Genomic DNA, 19300 nt, shown 5'->3' on the forward strand with positions numbered 1-19300 from the left:
GGGTTCGATCCCTTGGGAAGGAAGTCTGCAGTTCGAGGGGCACCGCGGGCATCGGACTTCCGGCTCGCGCGACCCCCGACCTTCGGCAGGGGTCAGCGCGACCGGCGGGTGGTGTGGCGCGTCGGCTTGGCCGTCGCCGGGTCCTCGGGCCACGGGTGCTTCGGGTACCGGCCGCGCAGGTCGGCGCGCACGGCCGCGTACCCGGTGCGCCAGAACGACTCCAGGTCGGCCGTCACCGCGGCGGGCCGGCCGGCGGGGGAGAGCAGGTGCAGCAGCACGGGGACGCGGCCGTCGGCGACGGTCGGGGTGGCGGTCCAGCCGAACGTTTCCTGCAGCTTCACCGCGAGCACAGGCTGGTCGCCGGTGTAGTCCACCCGGTAGTGCGAGCCGGACGGGACTTCGAGGCGGTCGGGCGCCAGTTCGTCCAGCCGCGCGGCTTCGGGCCACGGCAGCAGGCCGCGCAGGGCACTGCCGGCATCGACCGTGGCAAGGTCGGCGCGGCGGCGAGCCCGGGAGAGGTCGAGCCAAGTGTCCACTTCGGACAGCAGGGTGTCGTCGTCCACGGCGGGCCACGGCGCGCCGAGAGTGCGGTGCAGGAAGGCCATGCGCTCACGCAGGCGGCGGCCCTCTTCGCTCCAGCGCAGCAGGCCGAGGCCTTCGGTACGCAGGCCGGTGACCAGGGCGTCGTGCACGAGTTCGGGTTGCGGTGAGCGCAGCGGACGTTCGGCGAGCACGATGGCGCCGAGGCGGCGGACGTGCCGGGCGACGACGTCGCCGTCCCATGCGACTTCGTCCACTTCGGACACCAGTGCGGGTGCGGCTCGCACGGCCAGGGTTTCGTCGGCGACGGCGGCGAGCCGGATCGTGCCCTGCACGCGGCCGGGGTCACGTGTGGCTTCGCCGACGGCCAGCCACTCGGCGTCGCCGAGGCCACTGCCCGCGGGGAGCTCCGCCGCGGTGCCGCCGGCCATGAGGTACACGGGCGCGCTGCCGGTCCGGCGTTTCCCGAGCCGTTCGGGATGGGCCAGCGCGACGACCAGCGCGGCGTCGGGTTTGCCCGCGCTCCCCGGGGATTTCACCAGACCCGAAAGCCGCCGGACCTCCGTTTTCCACCGCCGCGCCGCGTCGTCCGTGCCGCTGCGCAGGCGCCGCAGCTCGGCCTCGACGTCGGTCAGCTGCGCGCCCGCGTCGAGCAGTGCCACGACCTCGGCGGCCGCGCGCGTGCCCACCGCGGCGGACCCGTCGAGCAGCGCGCGGGCGAGCCGCGGGTGCAGGCCGAGGTCGGCCATCCGGCGGCCGCGCGAGGTGACGGTGCCGTCGGTGGTCGTCGCGCCCAGCGTGACCAGCAACGTGCGCGCGGCGGCCAGCGCGCCCTCGCCCGGCGGGTCCCACCACGCCAGCCCGCTGCCGTCCGGCGTCGACCAGCATGCGAGCTCCAGCGCGAACCGCGCGAGCTCGGCCGTGCGGATCTCCGGCTCCGGGTACGCGGGCAGCGTCGCCTGTTCGTGCTCCGGCCAGCAGCGATACGCGCGGCCGGGCGCTTCGCGGCCCGCGCGTCCGGCGCGTTGCTCGGCGACGGCCGCGGACACGCGCACGGTCGCCAGCCCGGCCAGGCCGCGCCGGTGGTCCACCCGCGGCACGCGGGCGAGCCCGGAGTCCACCACGGACCGTACGCCGGGCACGGTGAGGCTCGACTCCGCGACGGCCGTCGCCAGCACCACGCGCCTGCGGTCGCGGGGCCGCAGCGCCTCGTCCTGGCGGGCGGCGGTGAGGCGGCCGTGCAGCGGCAGCACGTCGGCGTCGAGCGAGCCCAGCTGTGCGGTCGTGCGCGCGATTTCCCCGGCGCCGGGCAGGAACGCGAGCACGTCACCGTCCCCTTCGGACAGTGCCAGCCGGATCGTGGACGCGACCGTCGCCTCGATTCGCGCGCCACGGGCGGGCGCGCGGTAGGTCAGCTCGACGGGGTAGGCGCGGGCGTGCGCGGTCACCACCGGCGCGTCGCCGAGCAATTCGGCGAGCCGTCCGGCGGCGACGGTCGCCGAGGTCGCGAGCAGCCGCAGGTCTTCGCGCAGGCCGGCGCGGACGTCGAGCAGGAGCGCGAGCAGCAGGTCGGCGTCGAGGTGGCGTTCGTGGCACTCGTCGAGCAGCACCGTCGAGACGCCGGCGAGCTCGGGGTCGTTCTGGACGCGCCGCACGAGCAGACCCGACGTCACGACCTCGATCCGGGTGCGCGGAGACACCTTCCGGTCGCCGCGGACCGCGTACCCGACCGTCTCGCCCACCGGTTCACCCAGGAGCGCGGCCATCCGCGAAGCCGCGGCGCGGGCAGCGAGGCGGCGCGGTTCGGCGACCACGACGCGGCCGCCGCCGTTCTCCAGCGCGAGCGGCACGAGCGTGGTCTTGCCGGTGCCGGGCGGCGCGACCAGCACGGCGGTGCCGTGGTCGGCGAGCGCCGCCAGCACGTCGGGCAGCACCGCGCGAACGGGCAGGTCAGGCAGGTTTTCCAGGCGGCTCACTGCTCGGTGATCTCCGGCGGCTTCGGCAGCGGGTAGTTCGACGGGCCGATGTTGGCTTGCAGCGACCGCAGCCAGTCGCCGTCCGAAACCATCTTGCGGATGGCGTCGTCTACGGCGTGCTGGCCCTCGGTGTCGCCCTTGCGCAGGCCGACGCCGTAGCGCTCGGTCGAGAACGGGTGCCCGACCACGCGCAGCAGCTCGGGGTCCTGCGCGACGTAGCCGGCGAGGATCACCGCGTCGGTGGTCACGGCGTCGACCTGGCCGGCGAGCAGGGCTGTCACACAATCGGGGTATCTCGGGTACTCGACGAGCTGCACGGCCTGCGCGAACTTGTCGCGCACCTGCTGGGCCGGCGTCGAGCCGGTGACCGAGCACAGGCGACGGCCGTTGAGGCTCTCCGGACCGGTGATGTCCGACGATGTGAGCCGCACCAGCAGGTCCTGTCCGGTGACGAAGTAGGGCCCCGCGAACGACACGAGCTGCTTGCGCTTGTCGGTGATCGAATAGGTGGCCACCACGAGGTCGACGCTGCCGGAGGTGAGATCCGACTCGCGCGTGGCCGGCGTGGTCTCGTGCCACGTGATGTGGGCCGGGTCCACGCCCAGCTGGCCGGCGACGAACTTGGCGACGTCCACGTCGAAGCCCACGAACCGGCCGTCGATCGTGCGCTGCGAGAGGCCGGGTTGGTCGAAGCGGATCCCGATCGTGAGGTGGTCACCGTCACGCGCGCGCTTGACGAGCGAATCGCCGGGCGAAACCGTCCCCGGACCGCAGGCCACGCACGTGACCAGCAGCAACAGGGCGGTGACCGCCGCGCGAACTCGCATGCTCGCCTCCCGTCGGTGGGTGTTGACAACTCACGAAGTTCTCAGGTCCGGCGGCTAGCCTAAGCGTGTGCGACGACTGCCCCAACCCGCGCTCGACACCATCGGCACCCTCGCCCGCCTCGGGCTCGCCGCCGTGTGGCTCGTTTCGGGTGCCATAAAACTGGCCTCGCCGGGGCAGACGTTCATCGCCGTGCAGGCCTACGACGTGCTGCCGAGCGCGCTGGTCCGGCCGGTCGCGACCGCGTTGCCGCTGGTCGAACTGGTGCTGGGCCTGCTGCTGCTGTTCGGCCTGGCCACGCGCTGGGTCGCCACCGCGGCGCTGGTCATGCTGGCCGTGCTCGTGACGGGCATCGCGCAGTCGTGGGCGCGCGGGCTGAGCATCGACTGCGGGTGCTTCGGCGGCGGCGGCCACGTGGCCGCCGGCCAGACCCAGTACCCGCAGGAGATCCTGCGGGACACCGGGTTCGCGGTGCTGGCCGTGTGGCTGATGGTGCGTCCGCGTTCGTTCTTCTCGGTCGACGGCTGGCTCGGCTGGGGACGGCGCCGCGCGGCGGTGGAGGATTCCGCTGTGGAGGATTCCGTGGAGACCGGGAGCTCCGCGGCGCTCGCGAACAACGCGGGCATCGTTGAAGGGAAATAGGAACCGTGGGTGAAGCAGCGCGGAAGCGCCAACGCCAGGCGCAGGCCGCGAAGTCGGTCGCGCAGGCGAGGGGTGCCTCGGGCGACCGGAACAAGATCATCGCCGTTGTCGTGGCGGTCGTGGTCGTCGCCGCGGTGGTGATCGGCGGCGTCGTGTGGATCAACTCGAGCAAGAACTCCACGGAGGGCACGGCCATCGCGCCGACCACGTCCACGACGCTCGGGCCCGGCGTGGTCGAGAAGCTCGACGGCGTGGTCGTCTCCGTCGGCAAGCCCGGCGCGGCCAAGACCATCGACCTGTACGCCGACTTCCTGTGCCCGTACTGCAAGCAACTGCAGGACTCCTACGGCCCGAAGATGGAGCAGGCGGTCAACAGCGGCCAGCTGACCGTCCGGTACCACATGGTGACGCTGCTCAACCAGGACTCGGACCCGCCGGGCTACTCGCTCGACTCGGCCAACGCGGCGCTCGCCGCCGTCTCTTCGCAGAAGTTCACCGCGTTCCACGACGCGCTGTTCAAGAGCCAGCCGGAAGAGGGCGGCCGCGGCTACGACAAGGCGCAGCTGATCAAGCTCGGCCACGACCTGGGCATCACCGACCCGAAGTTCGACCAGGCGGTGAACGCCGGGACCTACAACCAGCAGATCCAGGCCGCTTTCCAGCAGACGGAGAACGACCCGAACCTGGCCCAGGACTTCCCGAACGGCGCGCACGGCTTCGGCACCCCGACCGTCGCGGTCAACGGCAAGGCCATCTCCACCCAGGGCGACTGGCTCACCGGCGTGCTGACCGGCACCGGCAGCTGACCACCTGATCCGGTCATTTCGCCTGTCCGGGCACAACCCGTCCGTTAACCTGGCCCTCTCGGCTCAGGGGAGGGGCGGGTTGTGTCCGGTTTTCGCTCTGGTTTTCACGCCGACAACGGCGCCTACGAGACGTACGCGCGTCAGGTCGATCCACTCGGCGACGACGTCCGGCAGGCGGGCTCGCGACACCTCGCCCCGCACGTGACGGTCGGTTTCTCCGACATGGGCCACGAGTCCGGCTTCTCCGGCGCGTACGGCGCGCGCATGCGTTCGTTGCAGGAGCGGCTGCACGCCCTCGGCGGTGGGTGGCACCAGGTCGGCGAGGCCGCGCGGCGCACGCAGGGCAACTTCGCTGCGGTGGAGGAGGAACACGGCGACGCGCTCCGCAGGCTTCGGTGACGGCCGAGGTCGAGCAGGTCGTGCGCGGCGGGCTGGACACCACGAACCAGTTCGCGGCCAAGCTCAAGCACGACCCGGGTGCCCTCCACGGCGCGCGTGACGGGCACGTGGCACTGCAGACGTCCGTCGGCCAGGTCCGGGACCAGGCCGGCGTGCAGCGTTCTCAGCTCGCCGATTCCGCGTCGGGCTACACCGCCGATCGCGCGGCCGCGACGTCGCAGGGCCTGGAGAAGGAGATCCAGGACCTGCTCGACGAGAGCGCCGAGATCGAGAAGGCCGTGGCCGCGGCGGCCGAGACACTGCACGTCGGCGAGATCCGCAACGACCAGCTGCGCGACCAGATCGTGCGGGAGATCGCGGCGTCGATGAAGGCGCTGAAGGCCGTGAACGGGATCCAGCCGCCGGAGAGCCGCGCGGCCGCGGCCAGGCAGATCCTGCTGCAGCTGCAGACGAAGATCGGGCAGCTCACCGGGCAGGCGGCCACCTTCTCGGAGCAGACGATCAACCAGCTGACCTCGCTGGGCCGTCAGCTCGCCGGGTCGGACTCGACCACGACCAGCGCGGCGTCGTCGACGCACGTGCCGCAATCGTTCAACAGCAACGGCGCGCACGCGGGCGGCGGTGGTGGGAGCGACGGCGGTGGTGGTGGTTTCGTCGGGAAGCCGCGGCTGCCGGTGGCGATCCCGCCGCAGCCGGGCACGGGCGTCGACATCAACCTGCCCGGCGGGCGGACGGTGAAGGCGCCCAACGAGACGGCCGCGAAGGCCGTGCGCGCCGCGTTGTCGCAGCTCGGCGTGCCGTACGTGTGGGGCGGCACCGCGCGCGGGCAGGGGCTCGACTGCAGCGGGTTGACCATGACGTCGTACCAGGACGCGGGTTTGCAGCTGCCGCGCACGGCCCGCCAGCAGACCGTGGGTGCCGAGGTGCCGTCGATCGACCAGCTGCTGCCCGGCGACCTCGTGGTGTGGTCCGGCCACGTCGCCATGGTGATCGGCGACGGGCAGATGGTCGAGGCGGGCGATCCCGTGCAGGTCAGCAAGATCCGCACGACGAACGCGGGTCAGCAGTTCATCGGTTTCTACCGGCCGACGGGGTGAGGTTTGGTGGCTGAGTTCGATGTCGGTCTGGAAGCCGCGCGCATCGCGGACGCTTCCGCGCGCGCCGGTGCGGAAGCGTCCGCGAGGTTCGCGCGGTCGGGCCCGGTGGTGGGCAAGGCGGAGTCGCACGGGGTCGCCGTGTCGGTGGCGCCCGGCGGTTTGCTGGTGGATCTCGGGATTTCGCGTGCTGCTTTGCGTTCCGGCTCGGACGCGCTGGCGGCGTTGATCATGGAGCTTTCGAACCGAGCCACGCGCCGCGCGGGCGACCGGATGAACGAGGTCCTTTCGCCGGTGCTCGACCAGGACCAGCTGGCGTCGCTGGGGTACGAACGGCTGACCGAGGATGATCCCGATGCCCAGTACTCGTGAGCTGATCGACCAGGCCCGCGCCCGCGAGGCCGCGCTGTCGCAGGTCGCCGCCCTGATGGCCGACGCGCGCGGCTCGGCCCACGCCCTCGACGGCACGGTCGAGGTCACCGTCGACGCCCTCGGTGCGTTGCGCCGGCTCTGGCTGGCGCCGTCGGTGACCGACGCGGACCCGGCGCGGCTGGCCGCGTTGATCCTCGAGGTCACGCGGCTGGCGATGGTCGAGGCCACGCAGGACTGCTACAACAAAGTCGCGCTCCAGCTGGGCGAAGACGTGACGCTGCTGATCGAGCAGCTCTCCGGCCAACCCGCCCCGGCGCGCTCCGCGGACGACGACCCGGGCATGACCGTGGAGGAGTTCCAGCGGCTCCGCTCGGAACGGCTCGCCCGGCCGACCCGACGCAATTCCGCCCGTCCCTCCGCCTCCGCAGAAGACGACGCGTATTTCGACAACGCGTCGCCCTGGTCCGGCTAACGGCGCGGCGGCAACTTCCCGCACAACGCCTGGGGAAACTGCGGCAGCGCGGCGCGGATTTCTTCGCAGGTCCCGGTTTTCGTGCCGTTCTCCTGCTTCCAGCCCCGCGCCTCCCACGAGTAGACGACACGCTGCACCGGCCCGGTCCCGGGAACGCAGCTCGTGCCGTCGACCGGGCAGTCGCCGACGTGCCGGTTGAGGTCGAACACCAGCCACTGCCCGTCACACGCGAGCACGTCGCGCACCCCGTGCAGGTGCTTCACCGGCACGTCCAGGTCGAACACCGCCCGGTCGACCCACTCGTCCGCACAGTGATCGGCCGGCGGTGTGCAGCCGAGGAACTCGTCGCAGCGGGCGAACGTGGCGCCCGTGCGGTGCCAGGCTTCGTTGTTCAGCACCAGAGCGCGGTTGCCGATCGGGGCCGTCGCGGTGAAGGGGATCTCCGCGGGTTGCTCTGTGGGGCAACCGCCGTAGGCCGAATTCGACGATTCGAAGACCACGTTGGCATGGATGGCGGTGGCCAGCTCGTCCGGTGTTTCGGACATCGTCTCGACGCGCGGTGAACGCGAGCAGCCGGGGCCGCCGGCGGGCAGCATCACGTGGATCACGACCGAGGCCGGGTCCGGGCCGGGGCGGATGCCGTCGACCGGTGCGGTGACCGTGACCCAGGTGTGCGGGGCGGTCGAAGCCGTGGGTGCCGCCGGCGTCGTTCGCGACAAGACGTAAACGAGCGCCCCGATCACCAGAACGGCGAGCACGATGAGTGTGGGTGCGACGAACTTGCGAGTCATGGTCCCTCCCCAGGCCGAGAGCCAGATTACCCGGTACGGCCGCATTGTTCGCCCGTTCCGCGGTCCCGGTCACCGGCAACCGGTTTGTCCGCAAGGTCTGGACCACTTGGAAAACCTGTGCATTAATTCAAGACGTGAAGTTTGGTGGCTCGACGAGGAGTAGCCGGATGCGCGTCGGACGTTCGATCACGCTGGGGGTGCTGGCCGCGGCGCTGACGGTGAGCGCGCACGCGCCCGCGCTGGCCGGGAACCAACCTGCGTACAAGGACGCGCGGCGGCCGGTTTCGGTGCGCGTCGCGGATCTGATGAAGCGCATGACGCTCGACGACAAGCTCGGGCAGATGATGCAGGCCGAGCGGCTGGGCGTGAAGTCGCCGGCGGACGTGACGACGGAGCGGCTCGGGTCGCTGCTGTCGGGCGGCAGCTCGCAGCCGACGCCGAACACGCCGGCCACCTGGGCCGACATGTACGACGGCTTCCAGAAAGCCGCGCTGGCGACGCCGCTGGGCATTCCGCTGATCTACGGCGTCGACGCGGTGCACGGCCACAACGGCGTGTACGGCGCGACCGTTTTCCCGCACAACATCGGGCTCGGCGCGTCGCGCGATCCGAAACTGGTGGAGAAGATCGGCCGCGCCACGGCGGAAGAGGTGTCCGGCACGGGCATCGACTGGGACTTCGCGCCGTGCCTGTGCGTCGCGCGCAACGACCGCTGGGGGCGGACGTACGAGTCGTTCGGCGAGGTGCCGCAGCTCGCCACGGAGATGACGTCGATCATCACCGGCCTGCAGGGCCGGTCACTCGGCGGGCCGGCGTCGGTGCTGGCGACGGCGAAGCACTACGTCGGCGACGGCGGCACCACCGGCGGCGTCAATGAGGGCAACACGCAGCTCAGCGAGCAGGAGCTGCGCGCGATCCACCTGCCGCCGTTCAAGGAGGCGGTGAAGCGCGGCGTCGGCTCGGTGATGGTGAGCTACTCGAGCTGGAACGACGTGAAGCTGCACGCGAACAAATACCTCGTCACCGACGTCCTCAAGAACGAGCTCGGTTTCGACGGCATCGTCGTCTCGGACTACAACGGCGTCGACAAGATCGACGGCCAGACCGGCTTCACCCCCGACGAGGTCGAGGCGTCGATCAACGCCGGCATCGACATGGTGATGGTGCCCTACGACTGGCAGAAGTTCATCGACACCCTGCGCACCCTCGTGCAGGACGGCAAGGTGCCGATGTCCCGCATCGACGACGCCAACCGCCGCATCCTCACGAAGAAGTTCCAGCTGGGGCTTTTCGAACACCCGCTGACCGATCGGCGTTACCTCAGCACCATCGGAAGTCAGGAACACCGCGATCTCGCGCGCCAGGCGGTGCGGGAGTCACAAGTGTTGTTGAAGAACGAACACAACGTGTTGCCGCTCGACAAGAGCCGCAACAAGATCTTCGTGGCCGGCAAGAGCGCCGACGACCTGGGCAACCAGGCCGGCGGCTGGACCGTCGGCTGGCAGGGCACGTCGGGACCGGTCATCCCGGGGACGACGATCCTGCAGGGCATCGAGAAGACCGTGAAGAAGTCTTCCACCGTCACCTTCAGCAAGGACGGCAGCGGGATCGACAAGTCCTACGACGTCGCCGTCGCCGTGGTGGGGGAGACGCCGTACGCGGAAACCAAGGGCGACCGGCCGGGGGACATGGGCCTCGACGCCACGGATCTCGCGATGCTGCAGAAGCTGCACGACTCGGGTGTGCCCACGGTGGTCGTGCTGGTTTCGGGCCGTCCGCTGGACATCGCGAAGCAGCTGCCGGACTGGGCCGGCCTGATCGAATCGTGGCTGCCGGGCAGCGAAGGCCAGGGCGTGGCCGACGTGCTCTTCGGCGACTACAACCCGACCGGCAAGCTGCCGGTCACCTGGATGCGCAGCGCCGACCAGCAGCCGATCAACGTCGGCGACGGGAAGCCCGCGCTGTTCCCCTTCGGCTACGGGCTGCGCTACCACCAGCGTTTCCCGTGGTGATGCACCAGAAGTAACCCTTCCTCCGCTCCCCATCCCCCACCGGAAGGATCGCCCATGTTCGCCAAACGACGCCCGTTCGGGCTGGTCGGGAAAGCACTGGTGTTCTTCGCCGCGTGCCTCGGCCTCGCGTACGGTTCGCCCGCGCTGACGCCGCACGCCGCTGCCGCGACACCGTTCAAAGTGCTCGCCTTCTACAGCGGCACGTACGACGCGGCACACATCAGCTTCGAAAACGAAGCGCGCCCGTGGTTCCAGCAGCAGGCGGCGGCCAACGGCTACACGTTCACGGCCACCAACAACTGGAACCAGCTCACGTCGCTGACCACCTCGCAGGCCGCGGTGGTGATGTTCCTCGACGACCAGCCGCAGTCGCAGGCGCAGTTCGACGGGTTCAAGCGCTACATGGACTCCGGTGGCGGGTTCTTCGGCTTCCACGTGACGGCGTACAACGACAGCTCGACGCCGTCGTACGCGAACTGGTTCCACAACGACTTCCTCGGCACCGGCCGCTTCGTCTCCAACTCGTGGGGCCCGACCGGTGAGACGCTGAAGATCGAGAACCGCACGCACCCGTCTACGGTGAACCTGCCGGCGACGATCCAGTCGTCGGTGAGCGAGTGGTACTCCTGGCAGAACGACCTGCGCCAGAACCCGAACATCTCGATCCTGGCCTCGCTCGACCCCGGTACGTTCCCGGTCGGCGACGACCCGTCCCAGACGTGGTACAGCGGGTACTACCCGATCATGTGGACGAACAAGAACTACAAGATGATCTACGCGAACTTCGGCCACAACAAGATGAACTACGACACGAACACCGCGCTGTCGTCGACGTTCGCCAGCCCCGACCAGAACCGCTTCGTGCTCGACGGCCTGCGCTGGCTCGGCGGCGCGACCGGTGGCGGCGGCACCACGCCACCGGCCGGCGGGATCTCGCCCTCCGCGTGGTATCCGGTGGTGAACAAGGCCACCGGCAAGTGCGTCGACGCGGCCGCGGCGGGCACGGCCAACGGAACCGTGGTGCAGCAGTACACCTGCAACGCCACCAACGCGCAGCAGTACCAGTTCCAGCCGACCAGCGACGGGTACGTGCGCGTGAACAACCGCGGCAACGCGGCCGAAGTGCTCGACGTGCAGGATGTGTCCACTGCGGACAACGCCGGCATCCAGCTGTGGTCCTACAGCAACGGCGCGAACCAGCAGTGGCTGCCGGTGTCCGAAGGTGGCGGCTACTACCACCTGACCGCCCGGCACAGCGGCAAGTGCCTGACGGTGCCCGGCGGCTCGACGGCCGACTCCGTGCGGCTCGTGCAGTCGACGTGCAACGGTGGTGCGGCGCAGTCGTTCAAGATCGCTTGAGTTTTCGGTACGTGCCGGGCCTTCGTTGACGCGGCGGTTGGCCCGGCGCACGGCCGCTTCGGGGTTTCCTGCCCCGGGGCGGCCTTTTCACGCCGGTCGCCAGGTGGTCTGGGCGCGGATCACGACCACGGCGAGCGCCAGGAGCGCCACGGCGATCACGGCGGCGGCCCAGCGGCCTTGTTCGTCGGCAGACCACGCCGCGGCGACGGGGAGCAGGACTAGGGACGTCGCGAGGTAGGCGAGGTGGGTGCCGAGCTCGGCCGGGCGGTCTCCGGTGAGGAGGCCGATGACGTCGGCGACGGCCTGGACGATCAGGGCCAGCTCCACGACGGCGAGCGCGGGGAGGGTCCTGCCGCGGCGGTAGCGGCCGGCGAGCCCGGTGCCGAGCACGGCGAGCCCGCCGGCCACGCAGACCACCGTGGTGGCGAAGGCCAGGGTTTCGATCACGCCGTTGCCTGGCGTGTGTTCGGTTGTGTTTCGCGTTGTGCCCGGGCTTTGCGACGGCGGCGTTTCGAGCCGGAGCGGAACAGCCAGGTCGAGATCCCCGTGATCATCAACGCCAGCGGCGCGAGGCCGAGGACGAACCAGACGATCCGCCACCAGCCACCGACGAGCCAGCCGAAGTGGGCGGGCTCGAAAACCTTGTCGTAGAACGAGTTCGCGCCCGGCTGGGGTTTCGCGTCCACATCGGACACATGGGTGGCGTCGTGGCTGTCGACGTACACGGTGTGGTCGCCGCCGAAGAACGCGCGGGCGCCGTAGGGCTGGTAGCCCTCACTGGCGATGGAGACGGTGTAGTAGCCGTCCTGCGGTGTGGTCAGGTAGCGGATTTCCCCGGGGGTTTCGGCCAGGGCTGCCTTCGCTGCCCGGTCGATGCCGATCTCCGGCGTGCCGGGCGCGGCGGCGTTGGCGGTGAACGAGTACTTCTGCGGGTCGGCGGCCGTCCCGCCGGTGACCGCGAGCCACGCGTCCTTGACCGGCGGCAGGGAGAACGCGGCGCCCGTGACGCCCCACATCAGGACGAACGGCACCGCGACGATGCCGATCACGTTGTGCAGGTCGTAGTCGCGCGCGAAGCGGCCTTTGCCCGTGCGGACGCGGAAGCCGTGGGAGAAGCGCCGGAAGCCGGGCCACCACACGACGATGCCGGTGATCGCGAGCAGCACCATCAGCAGCCCGAGCACGACCAGGAGCAGCAGCCCCCAGTTCGTGCCGGGCGGCCAAGCGAACCCGACGGTCGGCACGGGTTTCGCGAGCCACGACACGTAGCCCGGGTAGCCCTCGCAGGTCAGGCCGCAGTCGTGGAGGTTCGCGAGGAATCCCATCACCCCGCTCTCGAGGCGGGCGCGGCCGTTGACGTGCCCGGTCCCGGGGTCGACCGCGTACGCCTCGGCGAAGTCCGGGTCGCCGACCGCGATCACGCCGCCGTCGTTGCTCACCCACGCGGGGGAGAAGCCGGGGTGCGCGGTGGCGACGATGTCCCGCGCCTGCTGGAGCCTGATGGGGTGTTCGGTGGGCGTCTGGTGGTAGAAGTCGCTGTGCGTCGCGCGGAAGTAGTCGCCGCGGTACAGCAGGATCGCCCCGGACGTCGTCTCGAGCACCAGGAGCAAGCCCAGCACCAGCGACGTCCACCGGTGCGTCACGACCAGCCCGCGTCGCACGGGCTTGCGCCTCAGCCAACGTCGGAACCTGCCGGAGCGGGCAGGCGCCTGGGCGCGCGTCAGCTCGTCGGTGCTCATCCGTCCCCCTCGATCCGGTGATCGAAGTGAGGTTAGCCTTGCTTAACTCTCACGTAAAGGGTCGACGTGAACTCGGGGTGTGACGAAGACTGCTCAAGTGGCTTTGCTCGTCCTCCGGGTTTGGACGGCGAGCGCGGTTCCGGTGATGGCAAGGGCTCCGATTACTGCCCAGGCGATCGGAACGAGGTGTCCGATGATGCTGGGGAGGGTGGCCAGTATGGCGATCGTGACGATGGTCGCCGCGGCCAGCCAGGTCGCGCGTGCGGCCGGTCGGGCGGTGGTCAGCAGGATGAGGCCGGTGGCGACTGTCAGGACTCCGGCCACCGCGACTTCGTCCACGACTTCCAGCCATTGCACGGTGAACGCTGCGATGGCAGTGATTCCGGTGGCGGTCAGCCACTGTCGGGTGTGGACGGTCGCGGGTTTGGGGTAGGTGGCGATGGCCGCGAGTGTCGCGACTTGGAGCAGGATCATGCCCCAGCTTCCGGGGCCCAGAATTGTGCCGATGGTTGCCACGGTGGTGAACGCTGCGGCGGTTTTCCTGCGTCCGGTCAATAGTGCGGCCAGTGCGGGTAACCACAGGAGTTCCAGGATGAGGGTGGTTGTCGGTGCGTCGCGCACGAGTGGTGGTGGCCAGGTGAGGCGGAGGATTCCGGTGATCAGTGCCAATGAGGCTTGGAAGACTGTGCCCGCCAGGGCCAGTCGTCGGACTACTTCACCGGCGAGTGCGTAGCGGGGTGGTCCTTCGCTGCTCAATCGCAGCCGTAGTGCGAGGGCGAGGATGCTTGCTGTCTCTCGGGCGTCCGGTCGGCCGTAGTCGAGTTCGTACTCGGGGTCTTCGGAGTGGGTGGTCGTGGCTTCGAGGAATGTGGAGACCATGTCGTCCTCCCACGCCTGGCGGTAGTGCGCCGGTAGTACGCGGGTGAGCCGGCGATACCTGAGTTCGAGGGGTTTCACGTCGTCACCGCCTTGCTCTTGGGTTTCGGCTCGGCGTGCTGCGCACACCGTTGCCGGTGATCGGTCGTGTGGCCGGTACCCCGATCTTTGATTGTCACCGCGTCAAAGCTGGGGATCGAGGTCCAGGGCGGGGGCTGGGTACGCGGTTGGCTTGGTGGTGTTGGCGGCGGTTGGGGGATGTGGTGGCGGCTGCGCCGGGTTCTGTGGTTGGGGAGCGGGGATATTCGAGGCTGGTCATTCCCCGCGCTGACCCGGGTCGGTACGTGTGGCCACTCACGACGAGCCTTCCCCGGCAAGGCCCAGTCCCAGCCGTCGGTGGGCCACGCGGGCATTGGCCGCCTGTCGTTCGGCCTCCAAGGACAGTGCGGTTCGGCCGTCCGGGGTCAAGCGGTAGTAGCGGCGGAGGCGGCCGTTGATGACCTCGTCGTGGTCGGGTTCGACGAGGCCCTCGGTGGTCAGGCGGTCGAGGGCGCCGTACAGGGTGCCGACGCGGAGGGTGAGGCGGTGGGAAGACAGGGTCTTGACCTCGCCGACGATGCCGTAGCCATGGAGCGGGGCGTCGACGAGGGCGGTGAGGATGAAAAACGCCTGTTCGGACATGCCGCGCGTGGTGACCATGGCTCCAATGTATCGCAGGGCGATATATAACGCATCGCACGATCGAGGGACACGAAAAAGCGGGGCACCCGCCACTTGGCAGATGCCCCGCTCAGGCAGGACTCAGTCTCGCTCGATGGTGTGGCCCACGACGTCCGGGCCGGGGTGGGCGTGGCCGGAGCCGTCGCGGCGGAGGTCGACCTCGGGGAGCTCCACGGGGTCGCCGTTGCGGGCGGCGCCGGCGGGGCGGGGGCCGATCCAGGCGACGGCCACCGAGTCCTCGCCCTTGAGGAAGCGGTGGGCGCGCACGCCGCCCGTGGCGCGGCCCTTCGCGGGGTACTCGCTGAACGGCGTGACCTTCACCGACTGGCCCGTGGCCGTGACGACCATGGGCTCGCCGTGGTCGTCGTCATCGGTGCGGACGGCGCCGAAGAACACCACCGAAGCACCGGCGCCCAGGTTGATGCCGGCCATGCCGCCGCCCTTGAGACCTTGCGGCCGCACCAGTGAAGAGGGGAAGCGCAGAAGTGACGCTTCGGACGACATGAACGCCAGCGTTTCCTGGCCGTCGGTGAGCCAGGTGGCGCCGACGATCTCGTCGCCGGCCTTGAGCGTGATGATCTCGAACTCGTCGGACCGCACCGGCCACTCCGGCGCGACCACCTTCACCACGCCCGCGCGCGTGCCGATCGCGAGGCCCGGCGAACCTGTCGCCTGCTCGCCCAGCGGGGCGACGCCGACCACCGTCTCGCCCTTCTCCAACGGCACCAGCTCGCGCGCCGCCATGCCGCCGCGGAGCGAGACCGTGCCGGCTTGCTCCGGGAGCACGGGCAACGGCAGCACGTCCGTCTTGAAGGCGCGCCCGCGGCTGGTCACCAGCAGCACCTGGCCGCGCGCGGTCGTGTGCACGATGGCGGACACGGCGTCGTGCTTCACGCGGCCGTTGCGGCGGCGCACCTCGGACGACTCCTCGGACTCCGCCGCCGTCCGCGCGACCAGCCCGGTGGCCGACAGGATGACCTGGCACGGATCGTCGGCGACCTCCAGCGGCCCGGACGGCTTCGACGCCGCCAGCACCTCCTTGAGGTCACCGTCGATCAGCGCCGTGCGCCGCTCCGTCGGGAAGTCCTTCGCGATCTTCGCCAGCTCCGACGACACGAGCTTCTTCAGCACCGAGTCGTCCTCGAGGATCTTCGTGAGCTCCGCGATCTCCTCGCGCAGCCGCTCCTGCTCCGACTCCAGCTCGAGCCGGTCGTACTTGGTCAGGCGGCGCAGCGGCGTGTCCAGGATGTAGGTCGCCTGGATCTCGGAGAGCTTGAACCGCGTCATCAGGCCGTCCTTGGCCGCCTGCGCGTTCTCGCTTTCGCGGATGAGCTTGATGACCTTGTCGATGTTCAGCAGCGCGATCAGCAGGCCGTCGACGAGGTGCAGCCGCTCCTCGCGCTTGCGGCGGCGGAACTTGGTGCGCCGCGTGACCACGTCGTAGCGGTGGCGGAGGAAGACCTCCAGCAGCTCCTTGAGCCCGAGCGTCTGCGGCTGGCCGTCGACGAGCACCAGGTTGTTGATGCCGAACGACTGCTCCAGCGGCGTCAGCCGGTACAGGTCCGCCAGCAGCGCCTGCGGGTTCACGCCGACCTTGCACTCGATGACCAGCCGCGTGCCGTTCTCGCGGTCGGTGAGGTCCTTGACGTCCGCGATGCCGGTGAGCCGCTTGGACTTGTTGACCTCGTCGGTGATCTTCTCGATCACCTTCTCCGGACCCACGCCGTAGGGCAGCTCGACGACCGTGATCGCCTGCCGCCCGCGGCTGCCTTCCAGCGGCCCCGTCTCGACGTTCGCGCGCATCCGCACCACGCCGCGCCCGGTCTCGTACGCGCGCCGCACCTCGTCGAGGCCGAGCAACTTGCCGCCCGTCGGCAGGTCGGGGCCGGGCACGAACTCCATCAGCTTGTCGAGCGTCGCCGTCGGGTGCGTGATCAGCCACCGCGCCGCCGCGATGACCTCGCCGAGGTTGTGGGGGATCATGTTGGTCGCCATCCCGACCGCGATGCCGGACGTGCCGTTCACCAGCAGGTTCGGGAACGCGGCGGGCAGCACCGAGGGCTCCTCGAGGGAACCGTCGTAGTTGGGCCGGAAGTCGACGGTGTCTTCACCGAGCTCGCCGACGAGCTGCATGGCTTCCGGGGACATGCGGGCTTCCGTGTAACGCGAAGCTGCCGGTCCATCGTCGGGGCTACCGAAGTTGCCATGCCCGTCGATCAGTGGAACGTTGAGCGAGAAGTCCTGCGCCAACCGCACCATGGCGTCGTAAATGGCGACGTCACCGTGTGGATGGTACTTGCCCATGACGTCGCCTACGACGCGCGAGGACTTCACGTACGCGTGCGTCGGGCGGTAGCCGTTCTCGTTCATGGAGTACAAGATCCGCCGGTGCACCGGCTTCAACCCGTCCCGTGCGTCCGGCAGGGCGCGGGAGTGGATGACCGAGTAGGCGTACTCCAGGTAGGAGTCTTCGATCTCCGTCTTGAGCGAGTTGTCGAAGACGTTGGCCCCGGCGGAGTCGAACGCGCTGGGATCGACCTTGGTGGTGGTGCCCTTGCGGCGTGCCACGGTAGAACTCCTTGGTAGCTAAGGAAAGTCAGACGTCGATGGCGTCGCGGTCGACGCGGTCGGAGGAGGCGACGAGCCAGTTGCGGCGGGGTTCGACCTTTTCGCCCATGAGCAGCTCCAGGGCGCTCTCGGCGGCTTCGGCGTCGTCCATGGTGATGCGGCGGACGGAGCGCGTGGAGGGGTTCATGGTGGTTTCCCAGAGCTCGTCGGCGTCCATCTCGCCGAGGCCCTTGAACCGCGGCACCGGCGTGACGATGCTCTTGCCCGCCTTTTCCAGCTCCGCGAACTTCGTCTCCATCTCGCGCTGCGTGAAGGTGAAGTGCGTCTCCGGGTTGCGGCCCTTCGTCACGAGCTTGTGCAACGGGGGCATCGCCGCGTACAGCCGGCCGTCTTCGATCACGGGGCGCATGTACTTCGCGAACAGCGTGATCAGCAGCGTGCGGATGTGCGAGCCGTCGACGTCGGCGTCGGCCATCAGGATCACGCGGCCGTAGCGCATCGTCGTGAGGTCGAACGTGCGGCCGGTGCCCGCGCCGAGGACCTGCACGATCGACGCGATCTCGGCGTTCTTCAGCGTGTCGCCCAGCGACGCCTTCTGCACGTTCAGGATCTTGCCCCGCAACGGCAGCAGCGCCTGGTACTCCGACACACGCGCCATGCGGGCCGAACCGAGCGCGCTGTCACCCTCGACGAGGAACAGTTCGCTGCGGGAGACGCCCGTGGTGCGGCAGTCGACGAGCTTCGGCGGCATCGCCGCGCCCTCGAGCGCGGTCTTGCGTCGCGCGGCGTCCTTCTGCTGCTTCTGGGTGAGCCGCACGCGCGCGGCGTCGACCACCTTCTGCAGCACGACCTTCGCCTCGGACTTGGTCTTGCGGTCGTCGACCCACGCCTTCACGTGCTTGTCGACGATGCCCTGGATCACCCGCGTGATGCCGGCCGTGGACAGCTCGTCCTTGGTCTGCGACGTGAACTGCGGCTCGGGCAGCCGCACGTGGATCACGGCGGTCATGCCCTCGAGCACGTCTTCGAGCGTCGGCGAGTCCTCCTTGGGCTTGAGCAGCCCGCGGGTCTTGCCGATCGCGTCCTGCAGCGCGCGCGTGACGGCGCGGTCGAAACCACGCCGGTGCGTGCCGCCGTGGACGTTGCGGATGGTGTTGGTGAAGCACTCCACCGTGCGCTCGTAGCCGGTGCCCCAGCGCAGCGCCACCTCGACCTCGGCGAGACGCTCCACATTGGACTGCATCACGCCGTTGGCATCGGCCGCGTTCTCCTTGTACGTGCCCTCGCCGGTGATCACGAGGGTGCCGCACACCGGCTTCTCGCCCGACGGCGTGAGGAAGTCGACCATGTCCACCAGCCCGTGGGGGTAGTGGAAGGTCTCCTCGTTGATCGTGTCCTCGATGGCCGTGCGCAGCACGTATGTGACGCCGGGCACCAGGAACGCCGTGTTGCGCAGCTTCGCGCGCACGCCCTCGACGTCGAGCGCCGCGCCCGTCTCGAAGTAACGCGCGTCGTACCAGTAGCGGATCGATGTGCCGCTGCGCTCGCCGCGCTTCATCTTGCCGACGAGGTTCAGGCCGGAGTGGCGCGTGAACTTCGCTTTGGGCCCGGGCGCGTCGAACGTGCCGGGCACCCCGTGCGCGAACGACATCTGGTGCACTTTGCCGTTCTGCTTCACCGTGACGTCGAAGCGGTGCGACAGCGCGTTGACCGCCGACGCGCCCACGCCGTGGAGGCCGCCGGAGGTCTTGTAGCCGGAGCCGCCGAACTTGCCGCCGGCGTGCAGCCGCGTGAGCACGAGTTCGACGCCCGAAAGGCCCGACTTCGCGTGGACGCCGGTGGGGATGCCCCGGCCGTCGTCGTCGACCTGCACGCTGCCGTCGGCGTGGATGGTGACGACGATGCGCGTGGCGTGTCCCGCCACGCCCTCGTCGGTGGAGTTGTCCACGATCTCCGAGAACAGGTGGTTGATGCCACGGCTGTCGGTGGAGCCGATGTACATCCCGGGGCGCTTGCGGACGGCTTCGAGGCCCTCGAGGTGCGTGAGGTCGTCGGCCCCGTACAGAGTCTCAGCAGTCACGAGGTCGCTCTCCCGGATCTTGGCTCGCT

General features: G+C 69.8%; 17 protein-coding genes. 8 read left to right on the forward strand and 9 right to left on the reverse strand.

Annotated features, from left to right (window positions below):
• Positions 1-92: 92 nt before the first annotated feature.
• Together hrpB and ACQPXB_RS07020 are read right to left on the reverse strand one after the other, a co-directional pair.
• Positions 93-2516, reverse strand: coding sequence for an ATP-dependent helicase HrpB (gene hrpB / locus ACQPXB_RS07015; protein ID WP_432850219.1), 2424 nt, complete (start codon positions 2514-2516; stop codon positions 93-95).
• Complete coding sequence (locus tag ACQPXB_RS07020) at positions 2513-3343, reverse strand: glutamate ABC transporter substrate-binding protein (protein ID WP_432850221.1); 831 nt, start codon at positions 3341-3343, stop codon at positions 2513-2515. Before ACQPXB_RS07020 ends, hrpB begins: the two co-directional genes overlap by 4 nt.
• Positions 3344-3443: 100 nt before the next feature.
• On the opposite strand from ACQPXB_RS07020, the gene ACQPXB_RS07025 reads away from it, so the two are divergent.
• From ACQPXB_RS07025 to ACQPXB_RS07050, 6 genes are all read left to right on the forward strand, one after another.
• A complete protein-coding gene (locus tag ACQPXB_RS07025) occupies positions 3444-3983 on the forward strand; it encodes a MauE/DoxX family redox-associated membrane protein (protein ID WP_366584580.1) in 540 nt (179 codons plus the stop codon).
• Positions 3980-4789: a DsbA family protein gene (locus ACQPXB_RS07030; protein WP_432856478.1), complete on the forward strand. Its 810-nt coding sequence runs from the start codon at positions 3980-3982 to the stop codon at positions 4787-4789. Before ACQPXB_RS07025 ends, ACQPXB_RS07030 begins: the two co-directional genes overlap by 4 nt.
• Positions 4790-4870: 81 nt before the next feature.
• The gene (locus ACQPXB_RS07035) at positions 4871-5188 is read left to right on the forward strand and encodes a hypothetical protein (RefSeq protein WP_432850223.1); all 318 of its coding nucleotides are present in this window, start codon (positions 4871-4873) and stop codon (positions 5186-5188) included.
• A complete protein-coding gene (locus tag ACQPXB_RS07040) occupies positions 5185-6285 on the forward strand; it encodes an NlpC/P60 family protein (RefSeq protein ID WP_432850225.1) in 1101 nt (366 codons plus the stop codon). The genes ACQPXB_RS07035 and ACQPXB_RS07040 overlap by 4 nt, the downstream gene beginning before the upstream one ends.
• A gap of 6 nt (positions 6286-6291) precedes the next feature.
• Positions 6292-6654: a YbaB/EbfC family DNA-binding protein gene (locus ACQPXB_RS07045; protein WP_366584463.1), complete on the forward strand. Its 363-nt coding sequence runs from the start codon at positions 6292-6294 to the stop codon at positions 6652-6654.
• The gene (locus ACQPXB_RS07050) at positions 6638-7126 is read left to right on the forward strand and encodes a YbaB/EbfC family nucleoid-associated protein (RefSeq protein ID WP_386949240.1); all 489 of its coding nucleotides are present in this window, start codon (positions 6638-6640) and stop codon (positions 7124-7126) included. Before ACQPXB_RS07045 ends, ACQPXB_RS07050 begins: the two co-directional genes overlap by 17 nt.
• Here ACQPXB_RS07050 and ACQPXB_RS07055 read toward each other — a convergent pair.
• Positions 7123-7917 carry a hypothetical protein gene (locus ACQPXB_RS07055; protein ID WP_432850228.1) on the reverse strand — a complete coding sequence of 265 codons (795 nt, stop codon included), beginning with the start codon at positions 7915-7917 and terminating at the stop codon, positions 7123-7125. The two genes, ACQPXB_RS07050 and ACQPXB_RS07055, sit on opposite strands and share 4 nt — an antisense overlap.
• 167 nt (positions 7918-8084) lie before the next feature.
• Here ACQPXB_RS07055 and ACQPXB_RS07060 point away from each other — a divergent pair, with 167 nt between their 5' ends.
• Both ACQPXB_RS07060 and ACQPXB_RS07065 read left to right on the forward strand, forming a co-directional pair.
• Positions 8085-9929: a glycoside hydrolase family 3 protein gene (locus ACQPXB_RS07060; protein WP_432850230.1), complete on the forward strand. Its 1845-nt coding sequence runs from the start codon at positions 8085-8087 to the stop codon at positions 9927-9929.
• A gap of 54 nt (positions 9930-9983) precedes the next feature.
• Positions 9984-11288 carry an RICIN domain-containing protein gene (locus ACQPXB_RS07065; RefSeq protein ID WP_432850232.1) on the forward strand — a complete coding sequence of 435 codons (1305 nt, stop codon included), beginning with the start codon at positions 9984-9986 and terminating at the stop codon, positions 11286-11288.
• A gap of 87 nt (positions 11289-11375) precedes the next feature.
• Here the strand turns inward: ACQPXB_RS07065 and ACQPXB_RS07070 are convergent, their stop codons facing one another.
• From ACQPXB_RS07070 to ACQPXB_RS07095, 6 genes are all read right to left on the reverse strand, one after another.
• On the reverse strand, positions 11376-11735 hold the full coding sequence (locus ACQPXB_RS07070) for a hypothetical protein (RefSeq protein WP_432850234.1): 360 nt from the start codon (positions 11733-11735) through the stop codon (positions 11376-11378).
• Positions 11732-13027, reverse strand: coding sequence for a PepSY-associated TM helix domain-containing protein (locus tag ACQPXB_RS07075; RefSeq protein ID WP_432850236.1), 1296 nt, complete (start codon positions 13025-13027; stop codon positions 11732-11734). The genes ACQPXB_RS07070 and ACQPXB_RS07075 overlap by 4 nt, the downstream gene beginning before the upstream one ends.
• Before the next feature lie 93 nt (positions 13028-13120).
• Positions 13121-13984 carry a hypothetical protein gene (locus tag ACQPXB_RS07080; RefSeq protein WP_432850238.1) on the reverse strand — a complete coding sequence of 288 codons (864 nt, stop codon included), beginning with the start codon at positions 13982-13984 and terminating at the stop codon, positions 13121-13123.
• Between the two features lie 273 nt (positions 13985-14257).
• Positions 14258-14602: a PadR family transcriptional regulator gene (locus tag ACQPXB_RS07085; RefSeq protein ID WP_366584447.1), complete on the reverse strand. Its 345-nt coding sequence runs from the start codon at positions 14600-14602 to the stop codon at positions 14258-14260.
• Between the two features lie 102 nt (positions 14603-14704).
• Positions 14705-17191 carry a DNA gyrase/topoisomerase IV subunit A gene (locus tag ACQPXB_RS07090; protein WP_366584445.1) on the reverse strand — a complete coding sequence of 829 codons (2487 nt, stop codon included), beginning with the start codon at positions 17189-17191 and terminating at the stop codon, positions 14705-14707.
• Between the two features lie 28 nt (positions 17192-17219).
• Positions 17220-19271: a DNA gyrase/topoisomerase IV subunit B gene (locus ACQPXB_RS07095; protein WP_432850241.1), complete on the reverse strand. Its 2052-nt coding sequence runs from the start codon at positions 19269-19271 to the stop codon at positions 17220-17222.
• Positions 19272-19300: the final 29 nt, after the last annotated feature.

It is taken from the genome of Amycolatopsis sp. CA-161197, from assembly GCF_050942255.1.
In the GTDB taxonomy this organism is placed as follows: Bacteria; Actinomycetota; Actinomycetes; order Mycobacteriales; family Pseudonocardiaceae; genus Amycolatopsis.